At 62.6% G+C, this 24,650-nt stretch carries 23 protein-coding genes and 2 pseudogenes; 13 read left to right on the top strand and 12 right to left on the bottom strand.

What is annotated here, in order from left to right; genetic code table 11:
- Positions 1–21: 21 nt before the first annotated feature.
- The 5 genes and pseudogenes from OKW39_RS24475 to OKW39_RS24455 form a co-directional block, all read right to left on the bottom strand.
- Positions 22–312, bottom strand: a pseudogene (locus tag OKW39_RS24475) (PA4780 family RIO1-like protein kinase); the annotation flags it as partial.
- 188 nt (positions 313–500) lie between these two features.
- Positions 501–713: a 30S ribosomal protein S21 gene (gene rpsU, locus OKW39_RS24470; RefSeq protein ID WP_090812766.1), complete on the bottom strand. Its 213-nt coding sequence runs from the start codon at positions 711–713 to the stop codon at positions 501–503.
- A 697-nt stretch (positions 714–1,410) separates the two neighbouring features.
- On the bottom strand, positions 1,411–1,647 hold the full coding sequence (locus OKW39_RS24465) for a DUF6723 family protein (RefSeq protein ID WP_429563909.1): 237 nt from the start codon (positions 1,645–1,647) through the stop codon (positions 1,411–1,413).
- Positions 1,648–1,681: 34 nt separating this feature from the next.
- Positions 1,682–1,966: a hypothetical protein gene (locus OKW39_RS24460; protein ID WP_429332800.1), complete on the bottom strand. Its 285-nt coding sequence runs from the start codon at positions 1,964–1,966 to the stop codon at positions 1,682–1,684.
- A 206-nt stretch (positions 1,967–2,172) separates the two neighbouring features.
- Positions 2,173–2,277: pseudogene (locus OKW39_RS24455) on the bottom strand (IS6 family transposase); the annotation flags it as partial.
- Positions 2,278–2,309: 32 nt separating this feature from the next.
- On the opposite strand from OKW39_RS24455, the gene OKW39_RS24450 reads away from it, so the two are divergent.
- Together OKW39_RS24450 and OKW39_RS24445 are read left to right on the top strand one after the other, a co-directional pair.
- Positions 2,310–2,549 carry a type II toxin-antitoxin system RelE/ParE family toxin gene (locus tag OKW39_RS24450; RefSeq protein WP_429332799.1) on the top strand — a complete coding sequence of 80 codons (240 nt, stop codon included), beginning with the start codon at positions 2,310–2,312 and terminating at the stop codon, positions 2,547–2,549.
- Between the two features lie 105 nt (positions 2,550–2,654).
- The gene (locus OKW39_RS24445; protein ID WP_429563908.1) at positions 2,655–3,677 is read left to right on the top strand and encodes an oxidoreductase; all 1,023 of its coding nucleotides are present in this window, start codon (positions 2,655–2,657) and stop codon (positions 3,675–3,677) included.
- A 226-nt stretch (positions 3,678–3,903) separates the two neighbouring features.
- Here the strand turns inward: OKW39_RS24445 and hydA are convergent, their stop codons facing one another.
- The 5 genes from hydA to OKW39_RS24420 form a co-directional block, all read right to left on the bottom strand.
- The gene (gene hydA, locus OKW39_RS24440) at positions 3,904–5,361 is read right to left on the bottom strand and encodes a dihydropyrimidinase (RefSeq protein ID WP_429563907.1); all 1,458 of its coding nucleotides are present in this window, start codon (positions 5,359–5,361) and stop codon (positions 3,904–3,906) included.
- Positions 5,362–5,403: 42 nt separating this feature from the next.
- A complete protein-coding gene (locus OKW39_RS24435; protein WP_184033163.1) occupies positions 5,404–6,906 on the bottom strand; it encodes an NCS1 family nucleobase:cation symporter-1 in 1,503 nt (500 codons plus the stop codon).
- A 60-nt stretch (positions 6,907–6,966) separates the two neighbouring features.
- Positions 6,967–8,247: an NAD-dependent dihydropyrimidine dehydrogenase subunit PreA gene (gene preA / locus OKW39_RS24430; protein WP_429563906.1), complete on the bottom strand. Its 1,281-nt coding sequence runs from the start codon at positions 8,245–8,247 to the stop codon at positions 6,967–6,969.
- A 48-nt stretch (positions 8,248–8,295) separates the two neighbouring features.
- Positions 8,296–9,681, bottom strand: a complete 1,386-nt coding sequence (locus tag OKW39_RS24425) for an NAD(P)-dependent oxidoreductase (RefSeq protein WP_429359924.1) — start codon at positions 9,679–9,681, stop codon at positions 8,296–8,298.
- A 127-nt stretch (positions 9,682–9,808) separates the two neighbouring features.
- Entirely contained in the window at positions 9,809–11,074 is a 1,266-nt protein-coding gene (locus tag OKW39_RS24420; protein WP_184054146.1) for a Zn-dependent hydrolase, read from the bottom strand.
- 344 nt (positions 11,075–11,418) lie between these two features.
- Here OKW39_RS24420 and OKW39_RS24415 point away from each other — a divergent pair, with 344 nt between their 5' ends.
- From OKW39_RS24415 to OKW39_RS24370, 10 genes are all read left to right on the top strand, one after another.
- Positions 11,419–12,138, top strand: coding sequence for a TetR/AcrR family transcriptional regulator (locus tag OKW39_RS24415; RefSeq protein ID WP_090811902.1), 720 nt, complete (start codon positions 11,419–11,421; stop codon positions 12,136–12,138).
- 886 nt (positions 12,139–13,024) lie between these two features.
- Positions 13,025–13,375, top strand: coding sequence for an allophanate hydrolase-related protein (locus OKW39_RS24410; RefSeq protein ID WP_429359926.1), 351 nt, complete (start codon positions 13,025–13,027; stop codon positions 13,373–13,375).
- Between the two features lie 32 nt (positions 13,376–13,407).
- Entirely contained in the window at positions 13,408–14,505 is a 1,098-nt protein-coding gene (locus OKW39_RS24405) for a BMP family ABC transporter substrate-binding protein (RefSeq protein ID WP_184033153.1), read from the top strand.
- Between the two features lie 30 nt (positions 14,506–14,535).
- Positions 14,536–15,690, top strand: a complete 1,155-nt coding sequence (locus tag OKW39_RS24400) for an ABC transporter permease (RefSeq protein ID WP_429563905.1) — start codon at positions 14,536–14,538, stop codon at positions 15,688–15,690.
- Entirely contained in the window at positions 15,683–16,609 is a 927-nt protein-coding gene (locus tag OKW39_RS24395) for an ABC transporter permease (protein WP_429563904.1), read from the top strand. Before OKW39_RS24400 ends, OKW39_RS24395 begins: the two co-directional genes overlap by 8 nt.
- 71 nt (positions 16,610–16,680) lie before the next feature.
- Positions 16,681–17,373: a biuret amidohydrolase gene (gene biuH, locus OKW39_RS24390; RefSeq protein ID WP_090811211.1), complete on the top strand. Its 693-nt coding sequence runs from the start codon at positions 16,681–16,683 to the stop codon at positions 17,371–17,373.
- Between the two features lie 2 nt (positions 17,374–17,375).
- Positions 17,376–18,989: an ABC transporter ATP-binding protein gene (locus OKW39_RS24385; RefSeq protein WP_429563903.1), complete on the top strand. Its 1,614-nt coding sequence runs from the start codon at positions 17,376–17,378 to the stop codon at positions 18,987–18,989.
- Between the two features lie 43 nt (positions 18,990–19,032).
- Positions 19,033–19,695, top strand: coding sequence for a cysteine hydrolase family protein (locus tag OKW39_RS24380; RefSeq protein WP_429563902.1), 663 nt, complete (start codon positions 19,033–19,035; stop codon positions 19,693–19,695).
- A gap of 5 nt (positions 19,696–19,700) precedes the next feature.
- Positions 19,701–20,099, top strand: a complete 399-nt coding sequence (gene hpxZ / locus OKW39_RS24375; RefSeq protein ID WP_090811898.1) for an oxalurate catabolism protein HpxZ — start codon at positions 19,701–19,703, stop codon at positions 20,097–20,099.
- 85 nt (positions 20,100–20,184) lie between these two features.
- Positions 20,185–20,922: a GntR family transcriptional regulator gene (locus OKW39_RS24370; RefSeq protein ID WP_429563901.1), complete on the top strand. Its 738-nt coding sequence runs from the start codon at positions 20,185–20,187 to the stop codon at positions 20,920–20,922.
- A gap of 271 nt (positions 20,923–21,193) precedes the next feature.
- Here OKW39_RS24370 and OKW39_RS24365 read toward each other — a convergent pair whose 3' ends face one another.
- Both OKW39_RS24365 and OKW39_RS24360 read right to left on the bottom strand, forming a co-directional pair.
- Positions 21,194–21,388: a hypothetical protein gene (locus OKW39_RS24365; RefSeq protein ID WP_184054110.1), complete on the bottom strand. Its 195-nt coding sequence runs from the start codon at positions 21,386–21,388 to the stop codon at positions 21,194–21,196.
- Between the two features lie 644 nt (positions 21,389–22,032).
- A complete protein-coding gene (locus OKW39_RS24360; RefSeq protein ID WP_429563900.1) occupies positions 22,033–22,752 on the bottom strand; it encodes an IS6 family transposase in 720 nt (239 codons plus the stop codon).
- A 304-nt stretch (positions 22,753–23,056) separates the two neighbouring features.
- Between OKW39_RS24360 and OKW39_RS24355 the strand changes: the two genes are divergently transcribed.
- A complete protein-coding gene (locus OKW39_RS24355) occupies positions 23,057–24,532 on the top strand; it encodes an ATP-binding protein (RefSeq protein WP_429563899.1) in 1,476 nt (491 codons plus the stop codon).
- Positions 24,533–24,650 lie beyond the last annotated feature (118 nt).

The raw sequence follows: 24,650 nt of genomic DNA, 5'->3' as shown, positions 1-24,650 counted from the left end.
TTCGGGGGACATTGAGCATGGTTACCGGCCTGCGCTCAGTTCCTGCTGTCGCCGCACTCGCGCGTCCTCCTCAAAACGTGTCTCTTCGAGTTCCTGCGGCACGCCATCGAGGTCCACACGTCGCGTGTCGACCTCGATGCGGCCGGTCAGTTCGGCATCGACATGCAGCCGGCCTGCTTCGAAGAGCGTCCAGATCTCCGTGCCATAATTTGCGGTGAGTATTTGCGGGGCAAATCGCCCGAAGTACGCGGCCAGGTTGTCGACGTCACGCTTGAGCATCGAGGCGGCTTCATTGTTGCCGGCTGCGTCGACGAGCCCGGCGGACAGCACCCGATCCGAAGCTGTCTATCGATCGCAGAAGATCAAGTGGCCGGTATGCGAAGGCGGATTCAACCGGCCACTGGGTGCAGATCAGAGCCGGTTCCCCATGCGGAGGTTACGCGGGACGCCTGCCTGGGCACTAGACGGCCGCTTCAGCATAGCTGCCCGGCAGTTCCCGGTCAGTACCGCTTTTTCGGCGGCAACGACCGTTTGATCTGCTTGCGCAGGCGTGCCGCTGCAGCAGCTTTTTTGCGCTTGCGTTCTGCGGTAGGTTTTTCGTAGGCTGTCCGGGCACGAAGCTCCGGAATCAAGCCGGTGCGCTCGATCGCGCGACGGAAACGGCGTATTGCAACTTCCACGGGCTCGTCGGGTTTCAGAATTACGGTAGTCAATTTTTTCCTTGGTTGAGCGCTCGCCGGGTAACTGCTGCCGCGGCAGGCGCACTATGAAGACATCTCTTGTTCGTCCGATCTCACCTCGATCGTGCCACCGTGTGCCGCGGCTATTTAGCAGCGCTCGTGGCACTGCAAGATCACCGACGCTTCGAAGCCTCCTTCTTCAGCTTCTTCGCGTCCTTCTTTTCCTTCGGCGTCCTCGTGGCGACTTTCTTTTCCGTCTTCTTGGCGTCATGGGCTTTGCTCACGATGGCCTCCTTTTATGTCGAATTTGACAGTGTACGACGCAACGCCCCTTTCGGCAGGCATGGGTTGACTCGAAAATACGCCGAGGCGCTCGCAATTAGGTCGCGTGCCTGCCGCACGGTTGCCCGGCCGGTCGACATAAAGCGGGACTGAAATCAACGTGGAAGCACCGAGGTTCGCCGGATCGACGTGCGGTTCGATTTCGATGCGGTTAGGGTAATGGCCGCTCGGCTCGTCAATGAGGACGTGCTGGCTCGTCACGAAGAATAGTCGCCTCTCTCGGGAAGAAAAAACCGCTCGGGCTCGTCACCATCGTATCCTGCGGAACGTATGCAATCGTATAGCCGTTAGCAGCATTGAGAATCCATGAAATTTTCCTGCCCGTTTGGCCTTATCTCGATGCAACCCGAAAAGCGTAATCGGCGGCTCTCGACGGTGGTCCCTCAGATCACTCTGGAACCGCAATATCGCCCTTCACAAGTTGCCAGCCGTACACCTCGGCAAAATTCTTCGCGCTCTGTGGATCGTCGAATAGAGGCATGTCCGGGCAACCGCAAAACGGATAGATAACCCGCTTGTCGTAAAGGCGGGTCACCTTCAAGGTCGGAACGGCGCCATTTATCGTCCGGCGGGACGAGGCGACGACCTCATAGTTCTTCTCGCCTAGCATAGATGCTGCATTCACGTTTCCTCGCGCATTGGACCGTATCGCCGTTCGCTCATAGATCACGCATAGACTGCCCGTCAACCTCGCCATCAATCAGGCGCTCCGCATAGTCGTTGGATGCCATGCGCGCCTCGCCCGCATCGCCAAACGGCGCACGATGTGGGATCCGAAATACGCGGCTGGCCGTCAGTGTGTCGTGGGTGCCTCGGCGGCATATCCTGACGGCAGCGTCAAAGCCGGCATCATAGTCGAATGACCCAACGGCCTCCCGGGGAATGTGGGAATAGACGAGGGGATAGATCTCCAACCCTCTGTAAGTTCTGACGTACTCGCTCATGATGTAGTCCAAAGGTGTGAGCCATGACGAGAAGTAGCCGGGGACCGCCCGGCGTGTGGCAAATGGGCGATTGCCGCAAACGAAATGGCGACGCAGCGCGCCGCGGAGTTCGGGATGGAGCAACTATCGCAGCGGCGCAGCTAGCGGAATCGGCGTCCGGAGAGGGAATATCGCTTCCTCTTGAACGAGGAGAGAGCTGACCAGCAGTAGACCCACACCGCGTAGCTGATGATGTCCGGCGGAAATCGATAGCCCTTGAACGAAATCGGCGCCTCGGCCGACAGCAAAACGGAAACGGAAGCTTTCTTCATGCCCCATTATATTCGTCGACCCCGGCGCCAACTTGACAATACCATCGACGCAACTGCAGGAAACGATCACGCACATTCGTCAGTTCCCCGCTAGCGGTCATGCGCCTGCCGAGCTTGAGGGCTTCTTCGAGGACGGTTTCCGGCAAGGACTTTCCGGCAAGAACTGGATCATTTATCAGGTCCGCGACGAGACCGTTTTCGTTCATCTCGTGGTCGACGCTCGACGCGACCTGCCCTCCCTCCTTCAGAGAATCGTGCTTCGGCTGATGTAACGGGGCAGGACGCCCGCCTTGCGTTTCACACGCATTACATGCGCGCGCTGCGCGCCCGACTCAGGAAGCCGCCGGACCCGTGCGAAACCCGAGAATGTCCAGCACATGCGGCGCGCGTGCAAGGGGTATGCTAATCAGCATTCTCTCCGGCTAACGGCCTTCCCTCGACAATCGCCAATGAACCAGAACAAACAATGGAGCATCGACGACATCACGCCTCAGCACGGCAGACGCGCCATCATCACGGGGGCCAACAGCGGCATCGGCTATCACGTCGCTGCAATACTGGCTCGCACAGGCGCGGAAGTCGTACTCGCCTGCCGTGACGAACAGCGCGGCGCCGATGCCCTGTCCCGTCTGCAGAGGGAACTGCCCGCCGCCCGATTGCGGCTTCAACGACTGGATCTCGCAAGCCTTGCTTCGGTGCGCGCCTTTTGCGATCGCGAACTCGCGCAATGCCGGCCGCTCGACATCCTCATCAATAATGCGGGCGTCATGGCGCCCCGCCGACGCCTCGAAACGGTCGACGGCTTCGAATTGCAGTTCGGCACCAATGTACTCGGGCATTTCGCCCTGACGCGCCTGCTGTTGCCTGCGCTCGAGATGGCGGCAGGAGCGTCTGCCGAGCGGCCGCGCGTGGTCACGGTTGCCTCTATCGCACACAAGACCGGGCGGCTCGACTTCGACGACCTTCAGGCAACCCGTCGTTACCGTCCGATGACCGCCTATCGACAGTCGAAGCTCGCCAACCTCATGTTCGCGTTCGAACTCGATCGCCGGTTGCGCGCCGCACGATCGCGCGTGATGTCCGTTGCCGCGCATCCCGGCGTCGCCAATACGAATCTGTTCCGTGCCGACCATTTTGCCGCAAGCCCGATCGTCCGCTCTGCGCTAGGCGGACTGATCGATATCTTGTTCAACAGTGACCAGACCGGCGCGCTTTCCACGCTCTATGCCGCAACCGCGGCCGATGTCGTCGACGGCGGCTACTATGGTCCGCTCGGATTGTTCGAAACACGTGGTCGAGACGTGGGACCAGCGAACGTCGCCAGTCAGGCAAGAAACGGAACCGATGCAAGACGCCTCTGGCAGGCCTGTGAATCGCTGACTGGAACAGCGACCGGATAGCGCATGGATCGCGGAACGCGGGAAACACTAACCGCGAGATACGGATTACTCATTCAACCATGACCGCCCCCCGGCTCGCGCTGTTCTTGTATCTGATCGCTCAATGGCGAACTCCGACGCAGATAAAAAGCGCCGACCGGTTTGCACTCGAACTACCGGGCGCAACGCGAATCCTGTCGCGTCGAGCCCCCGATATCCCCTGCAGTGCCTCCACGCGTTGCCGTGTTTATTGTGGTGCGTCACCTTCGCGATGCACCGGCTGCGTCTGCTTCAGGCTCTTCGCGAGGCGCGAGGCCTGCAGATAGCCGGGATTCGCGGGCCGCTTCAGATAACGCCCGGCTCCGCGCCGCGCGCGCAGGTCGCCGTCCGCCCACACGAGTTCGCCTTGTGAGACGGTGTGTGTCGGCACGCCGCGAACCGTCATCCCTTCGAACACGTTGAAGTCCACGTTCTGATGATGCGTCTTGACCGATATCGCGCGCGTGGCCTCGGGATCCCAGACGACGAGATCGGCGTCTGCACCCACGGCCACCGTGCCCTTGCGCGGGTACAGGTTGAAGATTTGCGCCGCATTGGTGGAGGTGACGCGCACAAATTCGTTCGGCGTGAGCCGGCCGGTGTTCACACCTTGATCCCACAACACCGCCATGCGATCTTCCACGCCGCCGCAACCATTCGGAATTCTCGTGAAATCATGGCGGCCCATGGCTTTCTGCGAAGCGCAGAACACGCAGTGGTCGGTTGCGGTGGTGTGCAGCAGGCCGCCCTGAAGCCCGCGCCAGAGCGCGTCGCGATGCTCCTGGGTACGGAACGGCGGACTCATCACGTGGGCGGCGGCGCGCGTCCAGTCCGGGTCGCGATAGACCGACTCATCGATCACGAGATGCCCCGCGAGCACTTCGCCGAATACGCGCTGCCCTTCGCCGCGTGCGCGCGCGATCGCCTCGAGCGCGTCTTTCGCCGAGACATGCACGATGTACACCGGCACGCCGAGCACCTGCGCGATGCGGATGGCGCGATTCGCTGCCTCGCCTTCGACTTCGGGTGGCCGTGAAAGCGGATGCGCCTCGGGCCCCGTGAAACCGCGCGCAAGCAACTGGCGTTGCAACTGGAATACGAGCTCGCCGTTTTCCGCATGCACGGTAGGCAGCGCGCCCAGTTCGAGTGAGCGCGCAAAGCTGTTCACGAGAATCTCGTCGTCGGCCATGATGGCGTTCTTGTAGGCCATGAAGTGCTTGAAGCTCGATACGCCATGCTCGTTCACGAGGAGTCCCATGTCCCGATACACGCTTTCATCCCACCACGTCACCGCCACGTGAAAGCCATAGTCGGAAGCGGCTTTCTCTGCCCAGCCGCGCCACTCGCGAAAGGCGTCCATCAGCGGTTGCTTCGGGTTAGGGATGACGAAGTCGATGATCGATGTCGTGCCGCCCGCAAGCCCCGCCGCCGTGCCCGTGTAGAAGTCGTCGCTGGCGGTCGTGCCCATGAAGGGCAACTCCATATGCGTGTGCGGATCGATGCCGCCAGGCATCACGTATTGGCCACCGGCGTCGACCACGGTCGCGCCCGCAGGCGCATCGAGGTTCTCGCCAACGCTCTGGATCACGCCGTTTTCGCAGAGCACGTCCGCACGGCAGCTCTTGTCTGCATTGACGACGGTGCCGCCTCGAATCAGGATCGCCATGATGCCAAGTCTCCTTCAGTTGAACATTCACGCTTGAAACGCTCACGCGCTCGCAACACGTGGGCGCCGGCTCTTGCCGAGCTTCATCATCACGCCATAGACGAGCGCCGCAATGGCGAGCCCCACGAACCACGCATAGGTGTAAATGCTTTTGAACGCATCGGGCACGGTGGCAAACGCATTGGGGAACGCGACATTGAGAAAGCCCGGCAGGTTCGGCAGCACGCCTGCGATCAGCGCGATCACGGCAGCCGGATTCCAGCCGTTCGAGTAGGCGTACTCGCCGTTTTCCTCGAACAGCTGGGCCGTGTCGAGGCGTGTGCTGCGAACGAGAAAGTAGTCGACCATCAGGATGCCGGCCACAGGCCCGAGCAGCGCCGAATAACCGACGAGCCACGTGAAGATGTAGCCCTGGGTGGTGGCAAGGATCTTCCACGGCATCATCACGATGGCGATACCCGCGGTGATGAGACCGCCCGTCTTGTACGAGATGCCCTTGGGCCAGAGGCTCGAGAAGTCGTAAGCTGGCCCGACGAGATTCGCGGCGAGATTGCAGCACATCGTGTCCAGTGTGAGGATGATGAGCGCGATGCCCACACCGACGCCCTCCATGCGACTCGTGAGGTCGATCGGGTCCCAGATCGCCCTTCCGTAAATCACAACCGTTGCCGAGGTCACGACCACGGAGACCACCGAGAGCAACGCCATCGGAATGGGCAGGCCGATGGCCTGGCCCACGAACTGGTCTTTTTGCGTTTTTGCGAAACGCGTGAAGTCGGGAATGTTGAGCGCGAGCGTGGCCCAGAAGCCCACCATGGCCGTGAGGCTCGGCCAGAACGTCGCCCAGAAGAGGCCCGCCTTCTTGCCGCCGGCGGCGAACTGTGACGGTTGCGACAGCATCGAGCCCACGCCGCCTGCCTTCGAACATGCCCACCACACGAGCACTGCGCACATCACCACCTTGATGGGCGCGGACCAGCTTTCGAGCCAGCGGATCGAATCGGTGCCGTGCAGGATGAAGTACAGCTGGAACACCCAGAAGACGAGGAAACAGCTAGCCTGTCCGATCGAAATGCCGAGCCACGGCAGTGCGTCGCCCACCAGCGCGTTGTGCGTGAGGATGTTGACGAGCGTGTAGATGGCGCTGCCGCCAAGCCATGATTGAATGCCGTACCAGCCGCACGCCACGACGGCGCGCAGCATGGCTGGCAGCTTGGCGCCCTGGGTGCCGAACGACGCTCGCACGAGCACCGCATAAGGAATGCCGTACTTCGTACCCGCATGACCGATCAGCAGCATCGGCATGAGCACGATCAGATTGCCGAGCAGCACGGTTAGCACGGCCTGCCATGGCGCCATGCCCTGCTCGGTGAGGCCGGCGGCGAGCATGTAGGAGGCGATGTTCATCACCATGCCTACCCAAAGTGCCGCGAAGTGATACCAGCGCCATGTGCGCTGCGCAACGCCGGTGGGCGCGAGATCATCGTTGTATAGCTCGCTTTCGGCGCGGCGCGCATTGGCGTCGACTGCAAAGGGCTGGCTCATGAGGTGGGTTCTCCGTGCCACCTGCTTGTCGTGGGTCCGGCTCGATCCGGCTTCGAAATGTCAGGCGGCTTTCGGGTCGGCGACACGCGCCGGGTTGTTCGGGTGCGTGGTCCAGTTCTCGTAGCGCTCGCCCGAATCGACACGCTCCATCGTGATGCATTGATCGACCGGGCAAACATGCATGCATAGATTGCACCCGACGCAGTTCGCATCGACCACCTCGAAGTGGCGCTTGCCGTCGCGCGTGGCGGTGATCGCCTGATGCGAGGTGTCTTCGCAGGCGATATGGCAGAGCCCGCACTGGATGCAGCGGTCCTGATCGATACGCGCCTTGATGTCGTAGCTGAGGTTCAGGTATTGCCAGTCGGTGACGTTCGGCACGGCGCGGCCGCGAATCGCGTCGAGGCTCGCGTACCCTTTGTCGTCCATCCAGTTGGAAAGGCCGTCGATCATGTCGCTGACGATCCGGAAACCGTAGTGCATCGCCGCGGTGCATACTTGCACGCTGCCCGCTCCCAGCACGATGAATTCCGCGGCGTCGCGCCAGTCGGAAATGCCCCCGATGCCAGAGATGGGCAAGCCTTGCGTTTGCGGGTCGCGCGCAATCTCCGCGACCATGTGCAGTGCAATGGGCTTCGCGGCAGGACCGCAATAGCCGCCATGCGTGCCCTTGCCGTCTACGGTGGGCAGCGGCGCCATGACGTCGAGATCGACACCGACGATCGAGTTGATGGTATTGATGAGCGAGACGCCGTCCGCACCACCCTTCATCGCCGCGCGCGCGCCGTGACGAATGTCGGTGACGTTCGGTGTGAGTTTCACGAGGCAAGGCAAGCGCGTGCCTTCCTTCACCCAGCGGGTGACCATTTCGATGTACTCGGGCACCTGACCCACCGCCGCGCCCATGCCCCGCTCGCTCATGCCGTGCGGACAGCCGAAGTTCAGCTCCACAGCGTCCGCGCCAGTGTCTTCCACCTGAGGCAGAATCCACTTCCAGTCGTGCTCGTTGCAAGGGACCATCAGCGAGACGATGAGCGCCCGGTCGGGCCAGTCCCGCTTCACCTGCGCGATTTCCTTTTGGTTCACGTCGAGCGGCCGGTCGGTGATGAGCTCGATGTTGTTCAGACCCGCCATGCGCTGGCCGCGCCAGGTGGTGGCGCCATAGCGCGAGCTTACATTCACCACGTGCGGGTCGAGCCCGAGCGTCTTCCAGACCACGCCGCCCCAACCCGCCTCGAAGGCGCGATTGACGTTGTAGGCCTTGTCGGTGGGCGGCGCGGAAGCGAGCCAGAACGGGTTGGGCGATTGAATGCCGGCAATCGTGCAGCGCAAGTCGGCCATGATGCGACTCCTTCGTTTTATCTGGATTCGGTGTAGCTATCACGCGGCTCAGGCGGCCTTGGCAGACTGACTCGCAAGGAAGCGGTCGATCGCATGCGCGGCAAGCTTGCCGTCCTGCACGGCCTGGACGGTCAGATCGGTGGCGCCGTGGCCGGCACAGTCGCCGCCTGCGAAAACGCCCGCAAGGGACGTGGCGCCGTTCGCATCCACCGCGACGCGCCCGCCTTCCTCGGTGAGTTGCAACCCGTCGAGGCCTTCGGGTAACAGCGTCTGGCCAATTGCCTTCAGCACCATATCGGCCTCCACGCGCACGATCTCCCCAGTGCCACGCAATGCGCCGCTCATATCGAGCCCGGTGCGCTCGAATTCCACGGCCCGCACCTGCGTGTCGCCGACGATTCGCAGCGGCTTCATCCACTCGGCCAACGTCACCCCCTGGCTACGCGCGAATTCCAGTTCGGCCCAGGTGGCGCTCATCTGCGCCGCGCCGCGACGATAGGCGAGCGTCACTTGCTCCGCGCCCAGCTTGCGGCTTTGCACGGCGGCGTCGATTGCCGTATTGCCGCCTCCGAGCACCACCACCTTGCGACCGACGGGCACGCTGGCCAGATCGTCGGCCTCGCGCACGCGCGCGATGAAATCCACGGCATCGAGCACGCCGTCGAGCAGTTCGCCCTCGATGGAGAGCGTATGCGTGCCGCCAAGGCCCACGCCGATGAACACCGCGTCATACGCCGCGCGTAACTCCGCAAGCGTCACGTCATGCCCCAGTCGCTGGCCCTGGCGCAGTTCTATCCCGCCAACGGAAAGAAGCCACCGCACTTCGCGCTGCGCGTAGTTGTCGACGGTCTTGTACGCCGCTATGCCGTACTCGTTCAGGCCGCCCGGCTGTTCGCGCGCGTCGAAGACGCTCACGCGATGCCCGGCAAGCGCGAGCGTGTGCGCGCAGGCGAGACCCGCGGGACCCGCGCCGACCACGGCAACATGACGGCCTGTCTCGCTGGCGCGCTTGAAGAGCGCAGGGGCACCGGCGGCTTCGCGGGCCATCTGGAAGTCCGTGGCATGACGTTGCAGCGCGCCGATCTGAACGGGCTCGCCATCCTGATGATTTCTCACGCAGGCGCCTTCGCAGAGAATCTCGGTCGGGCACACGCGTGCGCACATGCCGCCCAGCGGGTTCGCGCTGAGGATATCGCGCGCCGCGCCCTTGAGATTGCCGTTGCCGATCTTGCGAATGAAACCGGGAATGTCGATGCCCGTGGGGCACGCGTTCACGCAAGGCGCGTCGTAACAGTAATGACAGCGGTCGGCGGCGATCACGGCCGCATTCGCGGAAAGCGGCGGCGCGACGTCGGCGAAATTGCAGCCCAGTTGCTCGGCACTGAGACGGCCTGGCGCGATGCCGTTGGCGGCATTCGAGGTGGTCTGGGACATCCGGATGCTCCTTGCGAGGCAAAACACGGGTCCGCCGGCCGCGTGCGTGACGTGCGCGGCCGGTAGGTGGGGAATCGTTGGAAAGACAGCGCGGCGCTGAGACCGCTTGCGTTCGATCGAGATTGCGTCAGCCGGGCTCGCTCGCGCGTTCGAGCATGGCGTGCAGCAACACGTTCGCGCCGGCTTCGATCCATTCGATCGTGGCGTCCTCGACTTCGTTGTGGCTGATGCCGTCGATGCACGGTACGAACACCATCGAGGTCGGCGCGACCGTCGCGAGATAGCACGCGTCGTGACCTGCGCCCGAAACGATGTCGCGATTCGAATAGCCGAAGCGCTCGGCCGCCGCGCGCACGGACTTCACGCACGCCTCGTCGAACGGCACGGGCGCGTAGTAGAAAATCTGCTCGACGTCGGCTTCGAGCTTGCCCTGTTCCGCTATCTTCGCGATGCCTTCGCGCAGCTCGGCGTTCATCTGCGCCAGCACCTCGTCCTGCGGATGGCGAAAATCGATGGTGAAGAACACGCGGCCCGGAATCACGTTGCGCGAATTCGGATGCACCTGCATCATGCCGACCGTCGCGCACGCGAGCGGCGCATGACGCAGGCCGATTTCGTTGACGAGCTGCACGACGCGCGAGGCGCCCAGCAACGCGTCGCGGCGGCGCGGCATGGGCGTAGGCCCCGCGTGCGCCTCCTGGCCCGTGAGCACGACTTCGTACCAGCGCTGACCTTGCGCGTCGGTGACCACGCCGATCGTCCTGTTTTCGGCCTCGAGTATCGGCCCCTGTTCGATGTGCAGTTCGAACGCCGCGTGAATCTTGCGGCCGCCGCACGGCAACGCGCCCGCGTAGCCGATGCGCTGCAATTCCTCGCCGATGGTCTTGCCGTCGACGTCCTTGCGCGACAGTCCGTACTCGAGCGCAAACACACCCGCAAATACGCCCGAGGCGACCATCGCCGGCGCGAAGCGCGAGCCTTCTTCGTTGGTCCAGATCACCGTTTCAACAGGGCGCTCGGTTTCGATGCCGTAATCGTTGAGCGAGCGAATCACTTCGAGGCCGCCGAGCACCCCATAGATACCGTCGAAGCGCCCACCGGTTGGCTGCGAGTCCGCGTGCGAGCCGGTCATCACGGGCGGCAGGTCGTTGTTGCGCCCCGCGCGGCGCATAAACACATTGCCCATCTGATCGACACTGATCGTGCAGCGCGCCTCTTTCGCCCATTGCACGATGAGATCGCGGCCCTGCTTGTCGAGGTCGGTCAGCGCCAGACGGCACACGCCGCCTTTGGGCGTGGCGCCAATCCTGGCCATCTCCATCAGGCTGTCCCACAATCGCTGACCGTTCACGTGGATCGCGGTCGTCAGCGCGGCTTCGCTTACTGCGTTCATGCGTGTTCTCCTGTCCGTGCTTGTCAAACGTGCATGCATGCCACCGTGTTGGGGCGCGAAGGACCACGACGGTGCACGTCTCGATGGCACTGCGCTGCCCCTGAAACCCAGCCCTTCGAATCCTGTCCGATTGGACAGGTTTTAGACGAGAAACTTCGCGAATTCAATGCGGAGTTACGAGCGAGAAGCGTGCCATTGATGCTGCAGTGCGTGAAAAAAACCAGGCGTCCGTGCTGCGCGTTTCTCCTGACGTCGGTGAATTCGCGGCGCACTTGCATCGTGGCTACAATGATTCCGGCATGCGCGCGCCGCCGCGCTCCTTTTCTCTTCCGAATGGACCGAACATGCGCGACGACGAACCCACCACGCGAGCCGCGCCCCTCGCGACGCGCGGCACCGTGCAGGCGCAACGAGCCGCCGATACATCGCACAAGCCACAGCGGCGCAAAGCCTCCATTCGTGCGTCGAATGAATCCCATCTACTCGCCTGTGCCGAAGCCGTGTTTGCCGAACGCGGATTCGAAGGCGCGAGCACGGCGCTGATCGCCGAGCGCGCGGGTTTACCGAAGGCGAATCTGCACTATTACTTCCCGACCAAGCTGGCGCTGTACTGGCGCGTACTCGACGATGTGTTCGAGGAATGGAACGCCGCCGCCAACCTGTTCGATGCAAGCGACGATCCGGTCGAGGCGATTGGCGGCTACGTGCGCGCCAAGATGGCCCTGTCACGGCGCCGCCCACTTGGATCGAAGGTGTGGGCCAACGAAATAATCAGCGGGGCGCTGCACATGCAAGAGATCCTGCTCGAACGCGTGAAGCCGTGGATGGACACACGCGTGAAGCTGATCGAGCGATGGATAGCCAAAGGGTTGCTCGCGCCCGTCGACCCTCGGACGCTCCTCTTCATGATCTGGGCGACCACGCAGCACTACGCCGATTTCGAGGCTCAAATATGCGCGCTCTCGGGCAAACGCGCGCTCTCAACGAAGCGCTTCGAGGCTACGACGGAAGAAGTGGTGAGCATGATCCTGCGGGCGAGCGGAGCGCGATCGCCGGTCCGATGAATCGTTTAGGGAGTTTCCCTGATGACGTCATTGTCTCGTTGCCCCGGTCGCTGTTTTCCGCGTTAATGTAAGCGCTAACATGTCCAACAAGCGGCAATACCCAGCCGGCTTTGCAGTAAGGTTGTCGCTTTCATGTACCGAACGGCATGAACGGCTGAAAGCTCAATGACGGCGTTGAGTCCAGAGGCGGCGCGAGTACTCAAACGTCTGAATCATCCGCTCGCGTTCCGTGCAAAAATCTGGTCTCGCCGACTTGGATATCCCGCCAAGCGCCCTATACTTGAAGAGAGCCGCGCGGAAGCCGGCCCCTGATGCAGAAGCGGACGAGAAATCGTTCATTGGGGCGCGGTAGCGGGGCCACGGAAACGCCCGTGTGAATAACACGGGCGTTTTCTTTTTTGTGCCCCGATCGTGCAGCTTTGGAAAGTGACTGGCTGGTCACGCCCGTTGATCAGCGGTCTTGCCTTGTGTCCCAATCCCGGAGCACGAAGATGGTGGCACGGGCTGGGCATATGCGGGTCTTATTTCGAGATGGATTTCGTATCGCCCGCCCGAACACACCCACTTGTGAACTTCGCGGGGCGGCGGGCCGTCATGCCCGTCCAGTTCCTCTCCGAGCCGGTGGTAATGGTCTTCGCCAGGCTTCCTCGCTTCGGCCAGGAGTGCCTTAACCACCGCTCGCGCCCTTCCCTCTGGTTGGTGCACGATGAGCGGGACACGTGCACCAACCCAAACCAATCGCGACCCACACTGGATCACGGGTAGACAAGTACCAGCGTCTACGCCAATGTAAAAATCGTTGCCGGGCAAGGACTTCCTGCCAACGTCCTCTGCCTGGCACAGTTGCTGCAAGCATGAGCTCAAACTTGTATTCAAGATTGAACTCATGCTTCCCGACGCCTTCTTCAAGGTTCGAGCGCTGCTCGAATCCGACGCCACCAAAAGCACGACGCCTCGCGACATCGTCGACACGGTGATCGCCCGGATCGAAGCCTCCTGTCGCCCCGAAGTCTGGATATCGCGCGTGAGCTTCGGCGCATTCGTTGCCCACGTGCCGGCGCCGCTCGGCATCGGCAGCGTGCAGACAGCCGATGGACTCATCGTCAAGGGCTTTATCAGCGAGCCCTCGGCGGTCGCACCAGGCAGCGGCGCACACGACATCACTGCATTCGGCGGCTGGCGTGCATGGCTCGCAACGGCGGCCGGAACGCAAGCCCAATCCGATCGGCAATTCTGAATATATGCATTGAACTCACGAGGAGTCCAACCATGACAAACCGTCGCGATTTTCTCAAGGGCGCTGGCGCCCTCGCCCTCGGCAGCACGCTCCCATTCGACCTCGCTTTCGGTGCCGAGCCGCTTACGGTCGGCGTCATCTACGTCGGTTCGCGCGGCGATTACGGCTACAACCAGGCACAAGCGCAAGCTGCGGCTGTCATCAAGAAGCTGCCGAACGTGAAGGTCGTCGAGGAAGAAAACGTGCCCGAGACCGTCGCCGCCCAAAAGACCATGGAGGCGATGATCGAGCAGGACGGTGCGACGCTCATTTTCGCGACCTCGTTCGGCTACTTCGATCCCCATGTGCTGAAAATGGCAGCCAAATATCCGAAGGTTCGCTTCGCCCACTGCGGCGGTCTCTGGAAGAGCGGCAATCCGGCCAACATCTCCAGCTACTTCGGCTATATCGACGAATGCCAGTATCTGAACGGCGTCGTGGCAGGCCATGCGAGCAAGACGAAGAAGCTGGGCTTCGTCGCGGCCAAGCCTATTCCGCAGGTGCTGCGCAACATCAACTCATTCACGCTGGGCGCGCAGTCGGTGGATCCGTCTATCGCCACGCACGTGATTTTCACGGGCGACTGGTCGATGCCGGTGAAGGAGGCGGAGGCCGCCAACAGCCTCGTCGATCAGGGCTGCGACGTGCTCACGTGTCACGTGGACGGACCCAAGGTCGTGATCGAGACAGCCGAGAAACGCGGCGCGATGAGCTGCGGTTACCACGCAAGCCAGGCGGCGCTGGCGCCGAAGGGCTATCTGACGGGCGCCGAATGGGACTGGGCGACGCCCTACAAGCTGCTCGTCACAAACGCGCAGACGGGCAAGCCGCAGCCGAACATTCTTCGCGGCGGTCTGCGCGAAGGCTTCGTGAAGATGTCTCCGTATGGCGCGAAGGTGACACCCGATGCCCGCACGCAAGCCGACACCGTGAAGGCGAAGATGGTCGCGGGCGACTACGTCATCTTCAAGGGACCGATGAAGGACAACAAGGGCGGCAGCGCCATTGCGGCCGGCACGAGCTACGCACAGACCGATATCGCGCTCGAAAGCATGAATTATCTGGTTGCCGGTGTGGTCGGCCAGATCTGAGGACCGGAAGCGTCCTCGCCAGGAGTCCTGATGTCCGCATCCCTTTCTCCCGCTCACGGGCCGTCGCGAAGGCTCCCTGCAAGTCTCGCGCGCCTGCTGCTTGCGCTGTTGCCTGGGTTGCCGACAGTATGTGCAATCGTGGCGACTCTGGCGATCTTCGGCATCTTCCTGCTCGTGCAGGGACAGCCGGCCATCCAGGCCCTTGGTCTCATTGGTGAAGGTGCGTTCGGCTCGTCGTTCGCATGGCAGAACACCTTGCTGCGCGCCGCACCGCTCATGCTTACGGCTCTGTGCGTCGCGCTGCCTGCCCAGGTCGGCCTGATCGTGATTGGCGGCGAGGGCGCGCTCGCGCTGGGCGGCCTCGCGGCCGCCGTCGTGCCGCAGTGCCTGCCGCAGGCTACGCCGTGGATCGTCGCGACGCCGCTGATGGCGATTGCAGGCATGCTCGCGGGGGGCCTGTGGATCAGCGCAGTGGGCGCAATGCGTCAATGGCGTGGTGTCAACGAGACCATCAGCAGCCTGCTGATGTCGTATATCGCCATCGCCGTTTTCAAGTTTCTCGTCGAAGGGCCGCTGCGCGATCCCGCCAGTCTCAACAAACCGTCGACGCTGCCCCTCCCCGACGCCATGACCATCGGCTCGCTGCCGGGACTCGACGTGCACTGGGGCCTCTTCTGGGGCGTGCTCGCGTGTCTCGCTGCCTGGGTGCTCGTGCGCCAAAGCACGCTCGGCTTCGCCATGCGCGTAACGGGTGGCAACGTGCACACGGCGCGCCTCGTCGGCCTGCCCGTGGGCGGGCTCGCGCTCACCGCCTGCGCGCTAGGCGGCGCATCGGCGGGACTTGCCGGAATGTTCGAAGTTGCGGCCGTGCAAGGCAGCGCGAATGCGTCGCTGCTCTCGGGCTACGGCTATGCGGGCATCCTTGTCGCATTCGCGGCACGCCAGAATCCGTTCGCCGTGATCGTGTGCGCCCTGATGGTCGGCGGCATCGAGGCGAGCGGCAGTCTGCTGCAACGTCACCTCGAGCTGCCCGACGCCGCCACGCTCGTGCTGCAAGGGCTGCTTTTCGCGAACCTGTTGGCCTGGGAGGCACTTGCTCCCCGTCTTGCCGCCTGGCGCGTGAAACTTCAGGCCGTCGCGCTCGACACCTCGTCTGCTTCACTGGAGCGTACCCGCCATGTCTGACCTTCATTCGCCCGCTGCGGTACTGCTGATTTCGCTCTTTGCGGGGGCCATTCGCGTGAGTACGCCCTATCTGTTCGTGAGCCTCGGCGAGTGCCTCACCGAGAAAGGCGGCCGCGTGAATCTCGGTCTCGAAGGCATCCTGGTCTCCGGCGCCATGTGCGGCTATGCGGGCTCGTATCTCTCGGGTTCGCCGTGGATCGGCGTGCTCGCTGCGGCGGCGGCCGGTCTGGTGCTCGGCTGCCTGCATGGGCTGGTCTGCTCGCTGCCGCGTGTTTCCGATATCGCGTTCGGCATCGCGCTCATGCTGTTCGGCACCGGCCTGGCGTTCTATCTCGGCAAGCCGTTCATCGAGCCGCAGGCAGCGATGCTCCCGTCGATCGATCTCGGCGCGTGGGCCGCCTCGCAGCAAGTGCACAACGCCCTGCATATCAATCTGCTCTTCGTGATTGGCGTCGTGCTTGCCGTCGCTTTGCAGTGGGGACTGCGCTCGATGCGCTGGGGCATGACGCTGCGGCTCGTCGGCGAGAACGCCGAGAGCGCGCGTGCAATGGGCTATCCCATTACGCGGATACGTGTCATCGCGACGGCGGTGGGTGGTTTCTTCGCGGGCGTGGGCGGTGCCTATCTCTCGCTCGTCTATCCCGGCAGCTGGAACGAGGGACTGTCGAGCGGGCAAGGCCTGATGGCCGTCGCCCTCGTGATCTTCGCACGCTGGCAGCCGCTGCGCTGTCTTTGGGCCGCGCTGCTGTTTGGCGCTGCCGGAGCGCTTGGCCCCGCCCTGCAGGCAATCGGCGTGACCAGCGGCTATTACCTCTTCAACGCCGCCCCTTACGTGCTGACGCTCGCGCTCATGATCATCAACTGCAGGCCGGATCGCACGCTGGCGGGCGCACCCGGCGAGCTGAGCCTGACGCGCTGAGCGCGCACAGCTTCCGACCGACCGAATCCAGAATCGCCCGCGCTCGCGTAGCGCGCGACCGGAGAATCGACATGACCCGTACCATCGAAGCCCGTCCCTATTCCTGGCCCTACGACGGGAACCTGCGCCCCGACAACACGGCGCTCGTCATCATCGACATGCAGACCGACTTCTGCGGTTACGGCGGCTACGTCGACAAGATGGGTTACGACCTCTCGCTCACGCGCGCCCCGATCGAGCCGATCAAGCGCGTTTTGGGGCCGATGCGCGAACTCGGCTTCACGATCATCCACACCCGTGAAGGGCATCGGCCGGATCTGTCCGATCTGCCGGCGAACAAGCGCTGGCGCAGCCGCCAGGCGGGCACGAACGGCCTTGGCATCGGTGACATGGGACCGTGCGGCCGGATACTCGTGCGCGGCGAGCCGGGCTGGGAAATCATCGACGAACTCGCCCCACTGCCGGGCGAAATCATCATCGACAAGCCTGGCAAAGGCTCATTCTGCGCGACGGACCTCGAACTGATCCTGCGCACGCGCGGCATTGCGAATCTCGTGCTCACGGGCATCACGACGGATGTCTGCGTCCATACGACGATGCGCGAAGCAAACGACCGCGGCTTCGAATGCACGTTGCTCGCGGACTGCTGCGGCGCGACCGATAAGGGCAACCATGACGCTGCGCTGAACATGGTCCTGATGCAGGGCGGCGTGTTCGGCACGGTGTCCAGTTCGGCGGCGCTCGTCGCTGCCCTGGAGCAGTGACCATGATCACCGCGACACGCGCGCTCGGCGTCGAGGTAATCGGCGCGAGCAAGTCGTTCGGGACGTTCCGCGCACTCGATGACGTTTCGATCAGGGTTGCGCCCGGGACGGTTCACGCGCTGCTCGGCGAAAATGGAGCAGGCAAGAGCACGCTCGTGAAGGGGCTCGTGGGCTACGGCCCGCTCGATCGCGGCACGATTGTGGCCGATGGAAGCGAGGTGCGCATCGCATCCCCGCGCGATGCGCAAGCGCTCGGCATCGGCATGGTCTATCAGCATTTCACACTCGCGGCGGGGCTCAGCGTCGAGGAGAACCTGCTCCTTGCGCGCGGCAACCTGTCATGGAAGATCGACTGGGCGGCCGAGCGCAACGCGCTCGACGCCTTCATGCGCCGCATGCCGTTTCGCCTCGAACTCGATGCGCCGGTCTCGTCACTCGCGGCGGGAGAAAAGCAGAAGCTGGAAATTCTCAAGCAGTTGTATCTGGAGCAGCGCTTCCTGATTCTCGACGAGCCCACCTCCGTGCTCACCCCGCAGGAAGCCGACGAAGTGCTCGGCCTCATGCGCACGCTTGCCTCGCGCGGTGACCTCACGGTGCTGATGATCACTCACAAGTTCCGCGAGGTAATGGCCTATTCGGACAACGTCACGGTATTGCGCAAGGGCCGCTTCGTCGGCACCTGCGCGGTGGCCGACACCGACCGCGACCGGCTGGCCGCCTGGATGATGGGCAGCGACGCAAGCGCGCAAACGCGTGAGGGCGCCGCTGAAGACACCGATGAGTTCAGGCTTGCGCGCCGGCCGAACTCGCCCGACGCTCCGGTGCGGCTCTCGCTATCGAGCCTTTCGGTCGTCGACGAGCGTGGGCACGCTGCCGTGCGCGAGGCGTCGCTGAGCGTGCGCGCGGGCGAGATCCTCGGGCTTGCGGGCGTCTCCGGCAACGGTCAGAAGGAACTGATCGAAGCGCTCGTCGGGCAGCGCAAGGCCCAGTCGGGCGCGATGGCCGTGGAAGGTTTGCCCTATGCCGCGACGCGCGTAGAGATGACACGCATGCGCGTGTTCGCCCTTCCCGAGGAGCCGCTGCGCAATGCTTGCGTGGCAGGCATGAGCGTGGCCGAGAATATGGCGCTGCGGGATTTCGACCGCGCGCCGCTGCGGCGCGGCGGATGGTGGCTCGATCGTCGCGCCATGCGCTCGCGCGCCGAGCGGCTGATCGCCGAATTCGACGTGCGGCCTCCACTGCCCGAGCGCGCCATCGGCTCGCTGTCGGGCGGCAACGTACAGCGCGCCGTGCTGGCTCGCGAGCTTGGGCACGCAGTGAACGTGCTGATCGTCGCGAATCCTGTGTTCGGACTCGACTTTGCCTCCGTCGCGGACATCCACGCCCGCATTCTCGCGGCGCGCGATGCCGGTGCGGCCGTGCTGCTCGTCAGCGAAGATCTCGACGAACTGCTCGAGCTTGCCGACCGGATCGTGGTGATGGCCGAGGGACGTCTCGTCTACGAGACTGCAGCAAACGAGGCGGATCGAGTGGTGCTTGGGCGTTACATGGCGGGCCATGGCGACGAAGCCAGGCCGCAGACGGCTGAGCCGGCCGAGCTGCACGCAAGCGCCTGAGCGGCGCGCGAACGATACACAACGCAAACGGAGAAATGTCGCGATGACAACCATCGCCAGCGCAAAGCCCGCGCCGTTCACGTTCGACGCGCGTCATACGGCGCTCATCGTGATCGACATGCAGCGCGACTTCATCGAGCCGGGTGGCTTTGGCCAGGCGCTCGGCAACGACGTATCGCTGCTTTCAGGCATCGTGTCGACCGTCGCGCGGCTGCTCGCGCATGCGCGCTCGGCGGGATGGCAGGTCGTGCACACCCGCGAATCGCATACACCCGACCTCTCCGACTGCCCCCCGGCCAAACGCATGCGCGGCATGCCAGATGCGCGCATTGGCGACGAAGGACCGATGGGCCGCATCCTCGTGCGCGGCGAGCCCGGCAACGCGATCATCGACACGCTCGCGCCGATCGATGGAGAACTCGTCATCGACAAGCCCGGCAAAGGCGCTTTCTACGCAACGCAGCTCGGCGAGGAACTGTCGATACGAGGCATCACGCATCTCGTGTTCGCGGGCGTGACGACCGAGGTCTGCGTGCAGACTTCGATGCGCGAGGCCAACGATCGGGGCTACGAGTGTCTACTGGTCGAGGACGCGACGGCAAGCTACATACCGGCGTTTCGCGAAGCGACGATTGCAATGATTCATTCGCAGGGCGGCATCGTCGGCTGGACCGCTCCACTCGACGCCCTGCTGGGGGCAGACTGATGACGATGGAAGTGAACCGGCCCGAGATCGTCGCGCAGGTCGCGGCAGCTTTCGAGGCTTACGAGCGAGCGCTGGTCGACAACGACGTCGAGACGATGAACGCCCTGTTCTGGGACGCACCCGAAACGGTGCGCTATGGCATCGCCGAAATCCAGCATGGTGGCGACGCGATCCTCCGCTGGCGGGAAACCTGCGTGCCGGTGCCCCGCTCGCGGCGCTTGCACCGCACCGTGGTGACGACGTTTGGCGGCGACTACGCGACGGTGAGCACTGAGTTCACGAGCGACACCACGCCTTTGACGGGCCGCCAGATGCAGACCTGGGCGCGGCTGCATGAGGCGAACGATATGTTCGGCGGCTGGACGATCGTGGCGGCGCACGTGAGCCTCATCGAGCCCGTTTAAGGGCGGATAATAGGAAGTTGGCCCCCGTCGCCCACCATTGCACCGACGCGCCGCACCACTCTCGACGTTTATCGATACCTGACTCATGGACGACTTGACCGAAGCCGCCGCCGAAGCACCCGCAGCATCCGGCACGAAGGTGACCTACAGCGCAAACCCCCTCGCCGAGCAGGTGTATCAGCTCATCAAGCAGGACATCTTCAGTTTTCGACTGTTTCCCGGCGACCGCTTTTCCGAAAACGACATTGCCCAACACTACGGCGTGTCGCGCACGCCCATGCGCGATGCGCTGTTCCGTCTCGCGCGCGAAGGCTATCTTGAGGTGGGGTTCCGGCGCGGCTGGAAAGTCTGCGATATCGACTTCAATCAACTCGACCAGTTGTATGACCTGCGCATCGTTCTCGAACTGGCGGCGCTCGAGCGGCTCTCGGGAGCGCCACACGATGCGATGGATGCGTTGCGAGCCGTATGGTGCGTTGACGAACGGGAACGCGAAAGCCGTCCGGCCACGATGTTCGTGCTCGACGAGGGCTTTCACCGCGGCCTCGTGAGTGCTGCCGGCAACAATGAGATGCTGCGCGTGCACAACGAAGTGACCGAGCGCATCCGCATCGTGCGGCGGCTCGATTTTGTGAAGGCGCATCGCACGAGCGCGACGTACGACGAGCATTCGGCGATGCTCCATCTCATCGATCGCGGCAAGTTTGGCGAGGCTGCCATCCTGCTGCGCGCTCACATTACGCAAAGCAAGCTCGAGGTGCGAAAGATCACGCTGTCCATGCTCGCGACTGCGCGCGACGAGAAGCTGCCCTTCGTCAGCTAGAGAGTGCCTTTCCGGGGCTTTGGTGCAACTATCTGGCGCGGTCTCCGGGCACAGCCTTCAGCCTTCAGCCTTCAGCCTTCATGTCTTCATGTCTTCATGTCTTCGAGGCGCCCTTCAAGGGGTAATCGTACTTTCCATGCGGAATTTGGCATTCCACCCCGGCGACTACGAGGAAGTCGAAGATTTGAGGGCTCGTCGGTACTTCGCGGTTCGCCGGTTGAGGCTAGTTGCTCGCTCGAGTCCCAGCCGACAGCCGGCAGGTTTCGACTTCTCAGTGAATGCGCGCGAGGTTACGAAGGAGCGAATCGCCGTCCTGCGTCACGCGAGGTCGCACTGCCCCGCCGGCAAGCCTCTCCATGGTGACGAGCTGACGTTCAAGCAGCGTATCGAGTTCTTCCCGCTCGGCAATGTGGTCAGCCGAATCCCTGACCAGCATCAATGTCGCAAATTCATGGGCGCTGAGCATGCTTGCCTCCTGATAGCTTGAGTAGGTGCTGTATGGATTGTGTTGGCTGAAGCACTCGCTTTTGACGTCGCCTGCCGATGGCGCGCTCGCTGCAATGGCGCGGGGAGTTGATGGTAGGGGGAGCGCAGCGGCGCGGCAATCCAGGGTCGTCCCGCATATTGGGTCGATTGGGGAGTGCCGCACTGCAACAGATGCGGTGGCGATCACGCAAAAACGGGTTTCGGCACGCTGGAGATCGGGAGGATCATTGACGTGGCCGTTCAGGCTGTAAACCGCCTTTTCGAGTTGAGCCAGTTCGGCCGCCAATGACTACAATTTAGGGATAGTCGCATTCCCCAAGGAGGCTGCCATGGCTCAATCAATGATCAGTTTTTGGGTTGGCCTTGTGGTTCTCGTTGTCGTTGCATCGGCCTTGTCCAGGCGCTACAGGCACGATCACCCGGGAGAGAGCCTGAGTCAGTGGCTCGACACGCATCATATGAGCTGGATGCATCGCAAGCATTAGCTGGCGGCGCGGGCTGACGCCGAGGAGCGCACCATGGCCTTCACCCTCACCTCACAAGCTTTCCACGAAGGAAGCGAGATTCCTCGGTTCTGGTGCAAATAGGCTGTCTGGACGAGAAGGTCTCGATAAAAACGATACCTTATCGATAAGACAGGACCGCATTCCATACGGTAGGTACAGTGGCATCTTTGAGGCCGAGCTTTGCGAGGTTGAACTGGCCTTTGCGGATGCGATGCATCAACTCAATGCCGGCCAGAGTGATCGCGGCGTTCCTGAAACGCTTGAAGCCGAGCATGGCATTGGTCCGGGACTTGATGTGGCGATGGTCCTGTTCGATCAGATTGTTGAGATATTTCGAAGATCGAACCTTCGTGCCCTCTGGCATCAGGCCGTCGGCCTTCATCTCGCGCACAGCACGGTGTGAGGCGGCATAGCCATCGAGTGTAATGGTTTGCGGCGGCCGCCCCTGATGTTTGATTGCCTTGTTGAAAAAGGCTCTGGCCGCGTTCACGTCGCGTTTCGCCCTGAGCAGGAAGTCAACCGTCTGGCCCGCCCGATCTACTGCCCGATAAAGATAGACCCATTTACCGCGGACTCTCAGGTACGTTTCGTCGACGCGCCACGACGTTCCCGCAGGCGTGCCGAACCGGTTCCAGCGCTTGACGAACTCCGGCGTGTAACGCTTCACCCAACGCAGGATCGTTGTGTGGGCGAGCGACAGGCCGCGCTCGGCCATCATCTCGACGAGATCACGCAGGCTGAGCTTGTAGCGTAGATACCAGCGCACGCACTGAATGATCACATCGCGGTTGAAGTGACGGCCTGAGAACAGATCGCCCATGTTTTTAAGCTTGCTCATTATCGAATCATGAGATCGGGGAAGCAGCACTCTAACCCATCACATTCACTGTTTGCACCAGAACCGGGAGGACCGTCCTGTCAATCCTGATCTATCATCAGGGCTGTGCGCCGGCGAGCGGACAGCTCCCCTGACTTCGCTCGAATATCATGCCTGTCTGCTGCACATCGTGGGGCCGGGAACCTTGTTCATGCGCTTCCCAGACTTTGCGACTACCGCGTCCGACGAGCACATGGTTTGCCGTGTCCCTTGACCGAGAGGGCGAGTCAGCGCTTCGACTTGCCGTTCAAAGGGGAAAAACCGAATGAAGGATCTCCTTGCGAATGATGGCTGGCGGGGGATGCACGCAACCACAACGACCCACGGGATCGTTCAATCGCGCTCCGTTGCCGCGATCCTGTTCGCCGGCGCTATCAGCATAGCGATCGCGACCTGGGTTTGCTTTCGCTTGGGAGCCGGCGTCGCGGTAGTTGGGTTCGTCTACCTGATCGAGGTCTTGCTGGTGTCACTGATGGGCAGCCTCGTTTCATCGGTAGCTATCTCGGTGATCGCTGTTGGTTGCCTCAACTTTTTCTTTACACAGCCACTATTTACCTTCCGGGTAGATGCCCAGCAGGACATCGTAGTGTTGACCGCCTTTTTTGTAACATCGTTCGTCGTCACCTTTCTCGTGCATAGGACTCGCCAACTGGCAGCGGTCCATCGTGAGCAGGCACAGCTTCTCGACCTTACCCACGACAGCGTGGTAGCTCTCGATATGGACGATGTAATTACCTACTGGAACAGCGGCGCGGAAGCGCTTTATGGGTGGAAGAAACACGAGGCGCTCGGCCACGTTGCCGACCGTCTGCTTCACACGCGTTTTCCTGCAGCACTCGAGGACATCAAAAAAACTTTGATTGAAACGGGCCGTTGGGAAGGCGAGATCGTCAATACCCGGCGCGACGGGTCGGAAGCCGCAGTGGCCAGCCGTTGGGCCCTGGTGCGAGACGAACAGGGGCGACCGATCGCGACCCTCGAAACGGGCACCGACATCACCGAGCGCAAGCGGATCGAAGAGGCGCTGCAACAGGTGTCTCGTTTGACGTCGATCGGCGAATTGGGCGCGTCGGTGGCCCACGAAATCGCCCAGCCTCTCGCAGCGGTCGCCACCCATGGTGCCGCGTGCCTGCGATGGATCGACCGGGACGTACCCGACCTTGAAAAAGTGCGAGCCTCCGTGCAACGCATACTTACTGATGTACAACGCGCGACCGAGATCGTCAGGCGCGTCCGCATGCTCGCAAAGCGGATTGCCCCTGAGATGACGCGACTGGAAATCAACGAGCTGATCAGTGACGTCATGGTACTGCTCCAGCGCGAGGTCTTGAAGTACAACATCACGTTGCGGACGATGCTTGTTCCGGGACTGCCGGCGGTGCTTGGCGATCGGATCCAACTGGCACAAGTCATTACGAATCTGATTACAAACGGTATCCAGGCAATGAGCACGATCGAAGACCGGCCGCACGAACTGACGATCAAGTCGTGGCGCAGCGACGACGGCTATGTGATCGTCTCGGTGCAAGATTCCGGGACAGGAATTGACCTGCAGCACGCCGATCGGCTATTCGATCCGTTCTTCACTACGAAGCCCGAAGGTATGGGTGTGGGGCTTTCTATTTGCCGTTCGATTATCGATGCCCATGGTGGGCGGGTGTGGGCAGAGAACAATGCCGGATACGGCGCGACTTTTCAGTTCACTATTCCCGTGATCGGCGATAGCGGATCGGGGGAATAAAGCGACCTGCTGCCGCCGCACGCTGCCCGATCGGCAACCGACCGCTATGGCCGGTGATGGGTCCAACCAAATGTTGGACGAAACGTCCCTTAACTGAGCGAAGCGGATCGTCGAATGT

Source organism: Paraburkholderia sp. MM6662-R1 (assembly GCF_050436245.1).
Classification (GTDB): domain Bacteria; phylum Pseudomonadota; class Gammaproteobacteria; order Burkholderiales; family Burkholderiaceae; genus Paraburkholderia; species Paraburkholderia tuberum.
Note: the sequence above shows the minus strand (reverse complement) of the source record. Positions and strands in the feature narration are given on the sequence as shown.

Bases quoted from the DNA above. Each gene is read 5' to 3' on its own strand.
- OKW39_RS24460 (WP_429332800.1), bottom strand. From the start codon at position 1,966: ATGAGCGAGTACGTCAGAACTTACAGAGGGTTGGAGATCTATCCCCTC.
- OKW39_RS24445 (WP_429563908.1), top strand. From the start codon at position 2,655: ATGCGGCGCGCGTGCAAGGGGTATGCTAATCAGCATTCTCTCCGGCTA.
- hydA (WP_429563907.1), bottom strand. From the start codon at position 5,361: ATGGCGATCCTGATTCGAGGCGGCACCGTCGTCAATGCAGACAAGAGC.
- OKW39_RS24435 (WP_184033163.1), bottom strand. From the start codon at position 6,906: ATGAGCCAGCCCTTTGCAGTCGACGCCAATGCGCGCCGCGCCGAAAGC.
- preA (WP_429563906.1), bottom strand. From the start codon at position 8,247: ATGGCCGACTTGCGCTGCACGATTGCCGGCATTCAATCGCCCAACCCG.
- OKW39_RS24425 (WP_429359924.1), bottom strand. From the start codon at position 9,681: ATGTCCCAGACCACCTCGAATGCCGCCAACGGCATCGCGCCAGGCCGT.
- OKW39_RS24420 (WP_184054146.1), bottom strand. From the start codon at position 11,074: ATGAACGCAGTAAGCGAAGCCGCGCTGACGACCGCGATCCACGTGAAC.
- OKW39_RS24415 (WP_090811902.1), top strand. From the start codon at position 11,419: ATGCGCGACGACGAACCCACCACGCGAGCCGCGCCCCTCGCGACGCGC.
- OKW39_RS24410 (WP_429359926.1), top strand. From the start codon at position 13,025: ATGCTTCCCGACGCCTTCTTCAAGGTTCGAGCGCTGCTCGAATCCGAC.
- OKW39_RS24405 (WP_184033153.1), top strand. From the start codon at position 13,408: ATGACAAACCGTCGCGATTTTCTCAAGGGCGCTGGCGCCCTCGCCCTC.
- OKW39_RS24400 (WP_429563905.1), top strand. From the start codon at position 14,536: ATGTCCGCATCCCTTTCTCCCGCTCACGGGCCGTCGCGAAGGCTCCCT.
- OKW39_RS24395 (WP_429563904.1), top strand. From the start codon at position 15,683: ATGTCTGACCTTCATTCGCCCGCTGCGGTACTGCTGATTTCGCTCTTT.
- biuH (WP_090811211.1), top strand. From the start codon at position 16,681: ATGACCCGTACCATCGAAGCCCGTCCCTATTCCTGGCCCTACGACGGG.
- OKW39_RS24385 (WP_429563903.1), top strand. From the start codon at position 17,376: ATGATCACCGCGACACGCGCGCTCGGCGTCGAGGTAATCGGCGCGAGC.
- OKW39_RS24380 (WP_429563902.1), top strand. From the start codon at position 19,033: ATGACAACCATCGCCAGCGCAAAGCCCGCGCCGTTCACGTTCGACGCG.
- hpxZ (WP_090811898.1), top strand. From the start codon at position 19,701: ATGGAAGTGAACCGGCCCGAGATCGTCGCGCAGGTCGCGGCAGCTTTC.
- OKW39_RS24370 (WP_429563901.1), top strand. From the start codon at position 20,185: ATGGACGACTTGACCGAAGCCGCCGCCGAAGCACCCGCAGCATCCGGC.
- OKW39_RS24365 (WP_184054110.1), bottom strand. From the start codon at position 21,388: ATGCTCAGCGCCCATGAATTTGCGACATTGATGCTGGTCAGGGATTCG.
- OKW39_RS24360 (WP_429563900.1), bottom strand. From the start codon at position 22,752: ATGAGCAAGCTTAAAAACATGGGCGATCTGTTCTCAGGCCGTCACTTC.
- OKW39_RS24355 (WP_429563899.1), top strand. From the start codon at position 23,057: ATGAAGGATCTCCTTGCGAATGATGGCTGGCGGGGGATGCACGCAACC.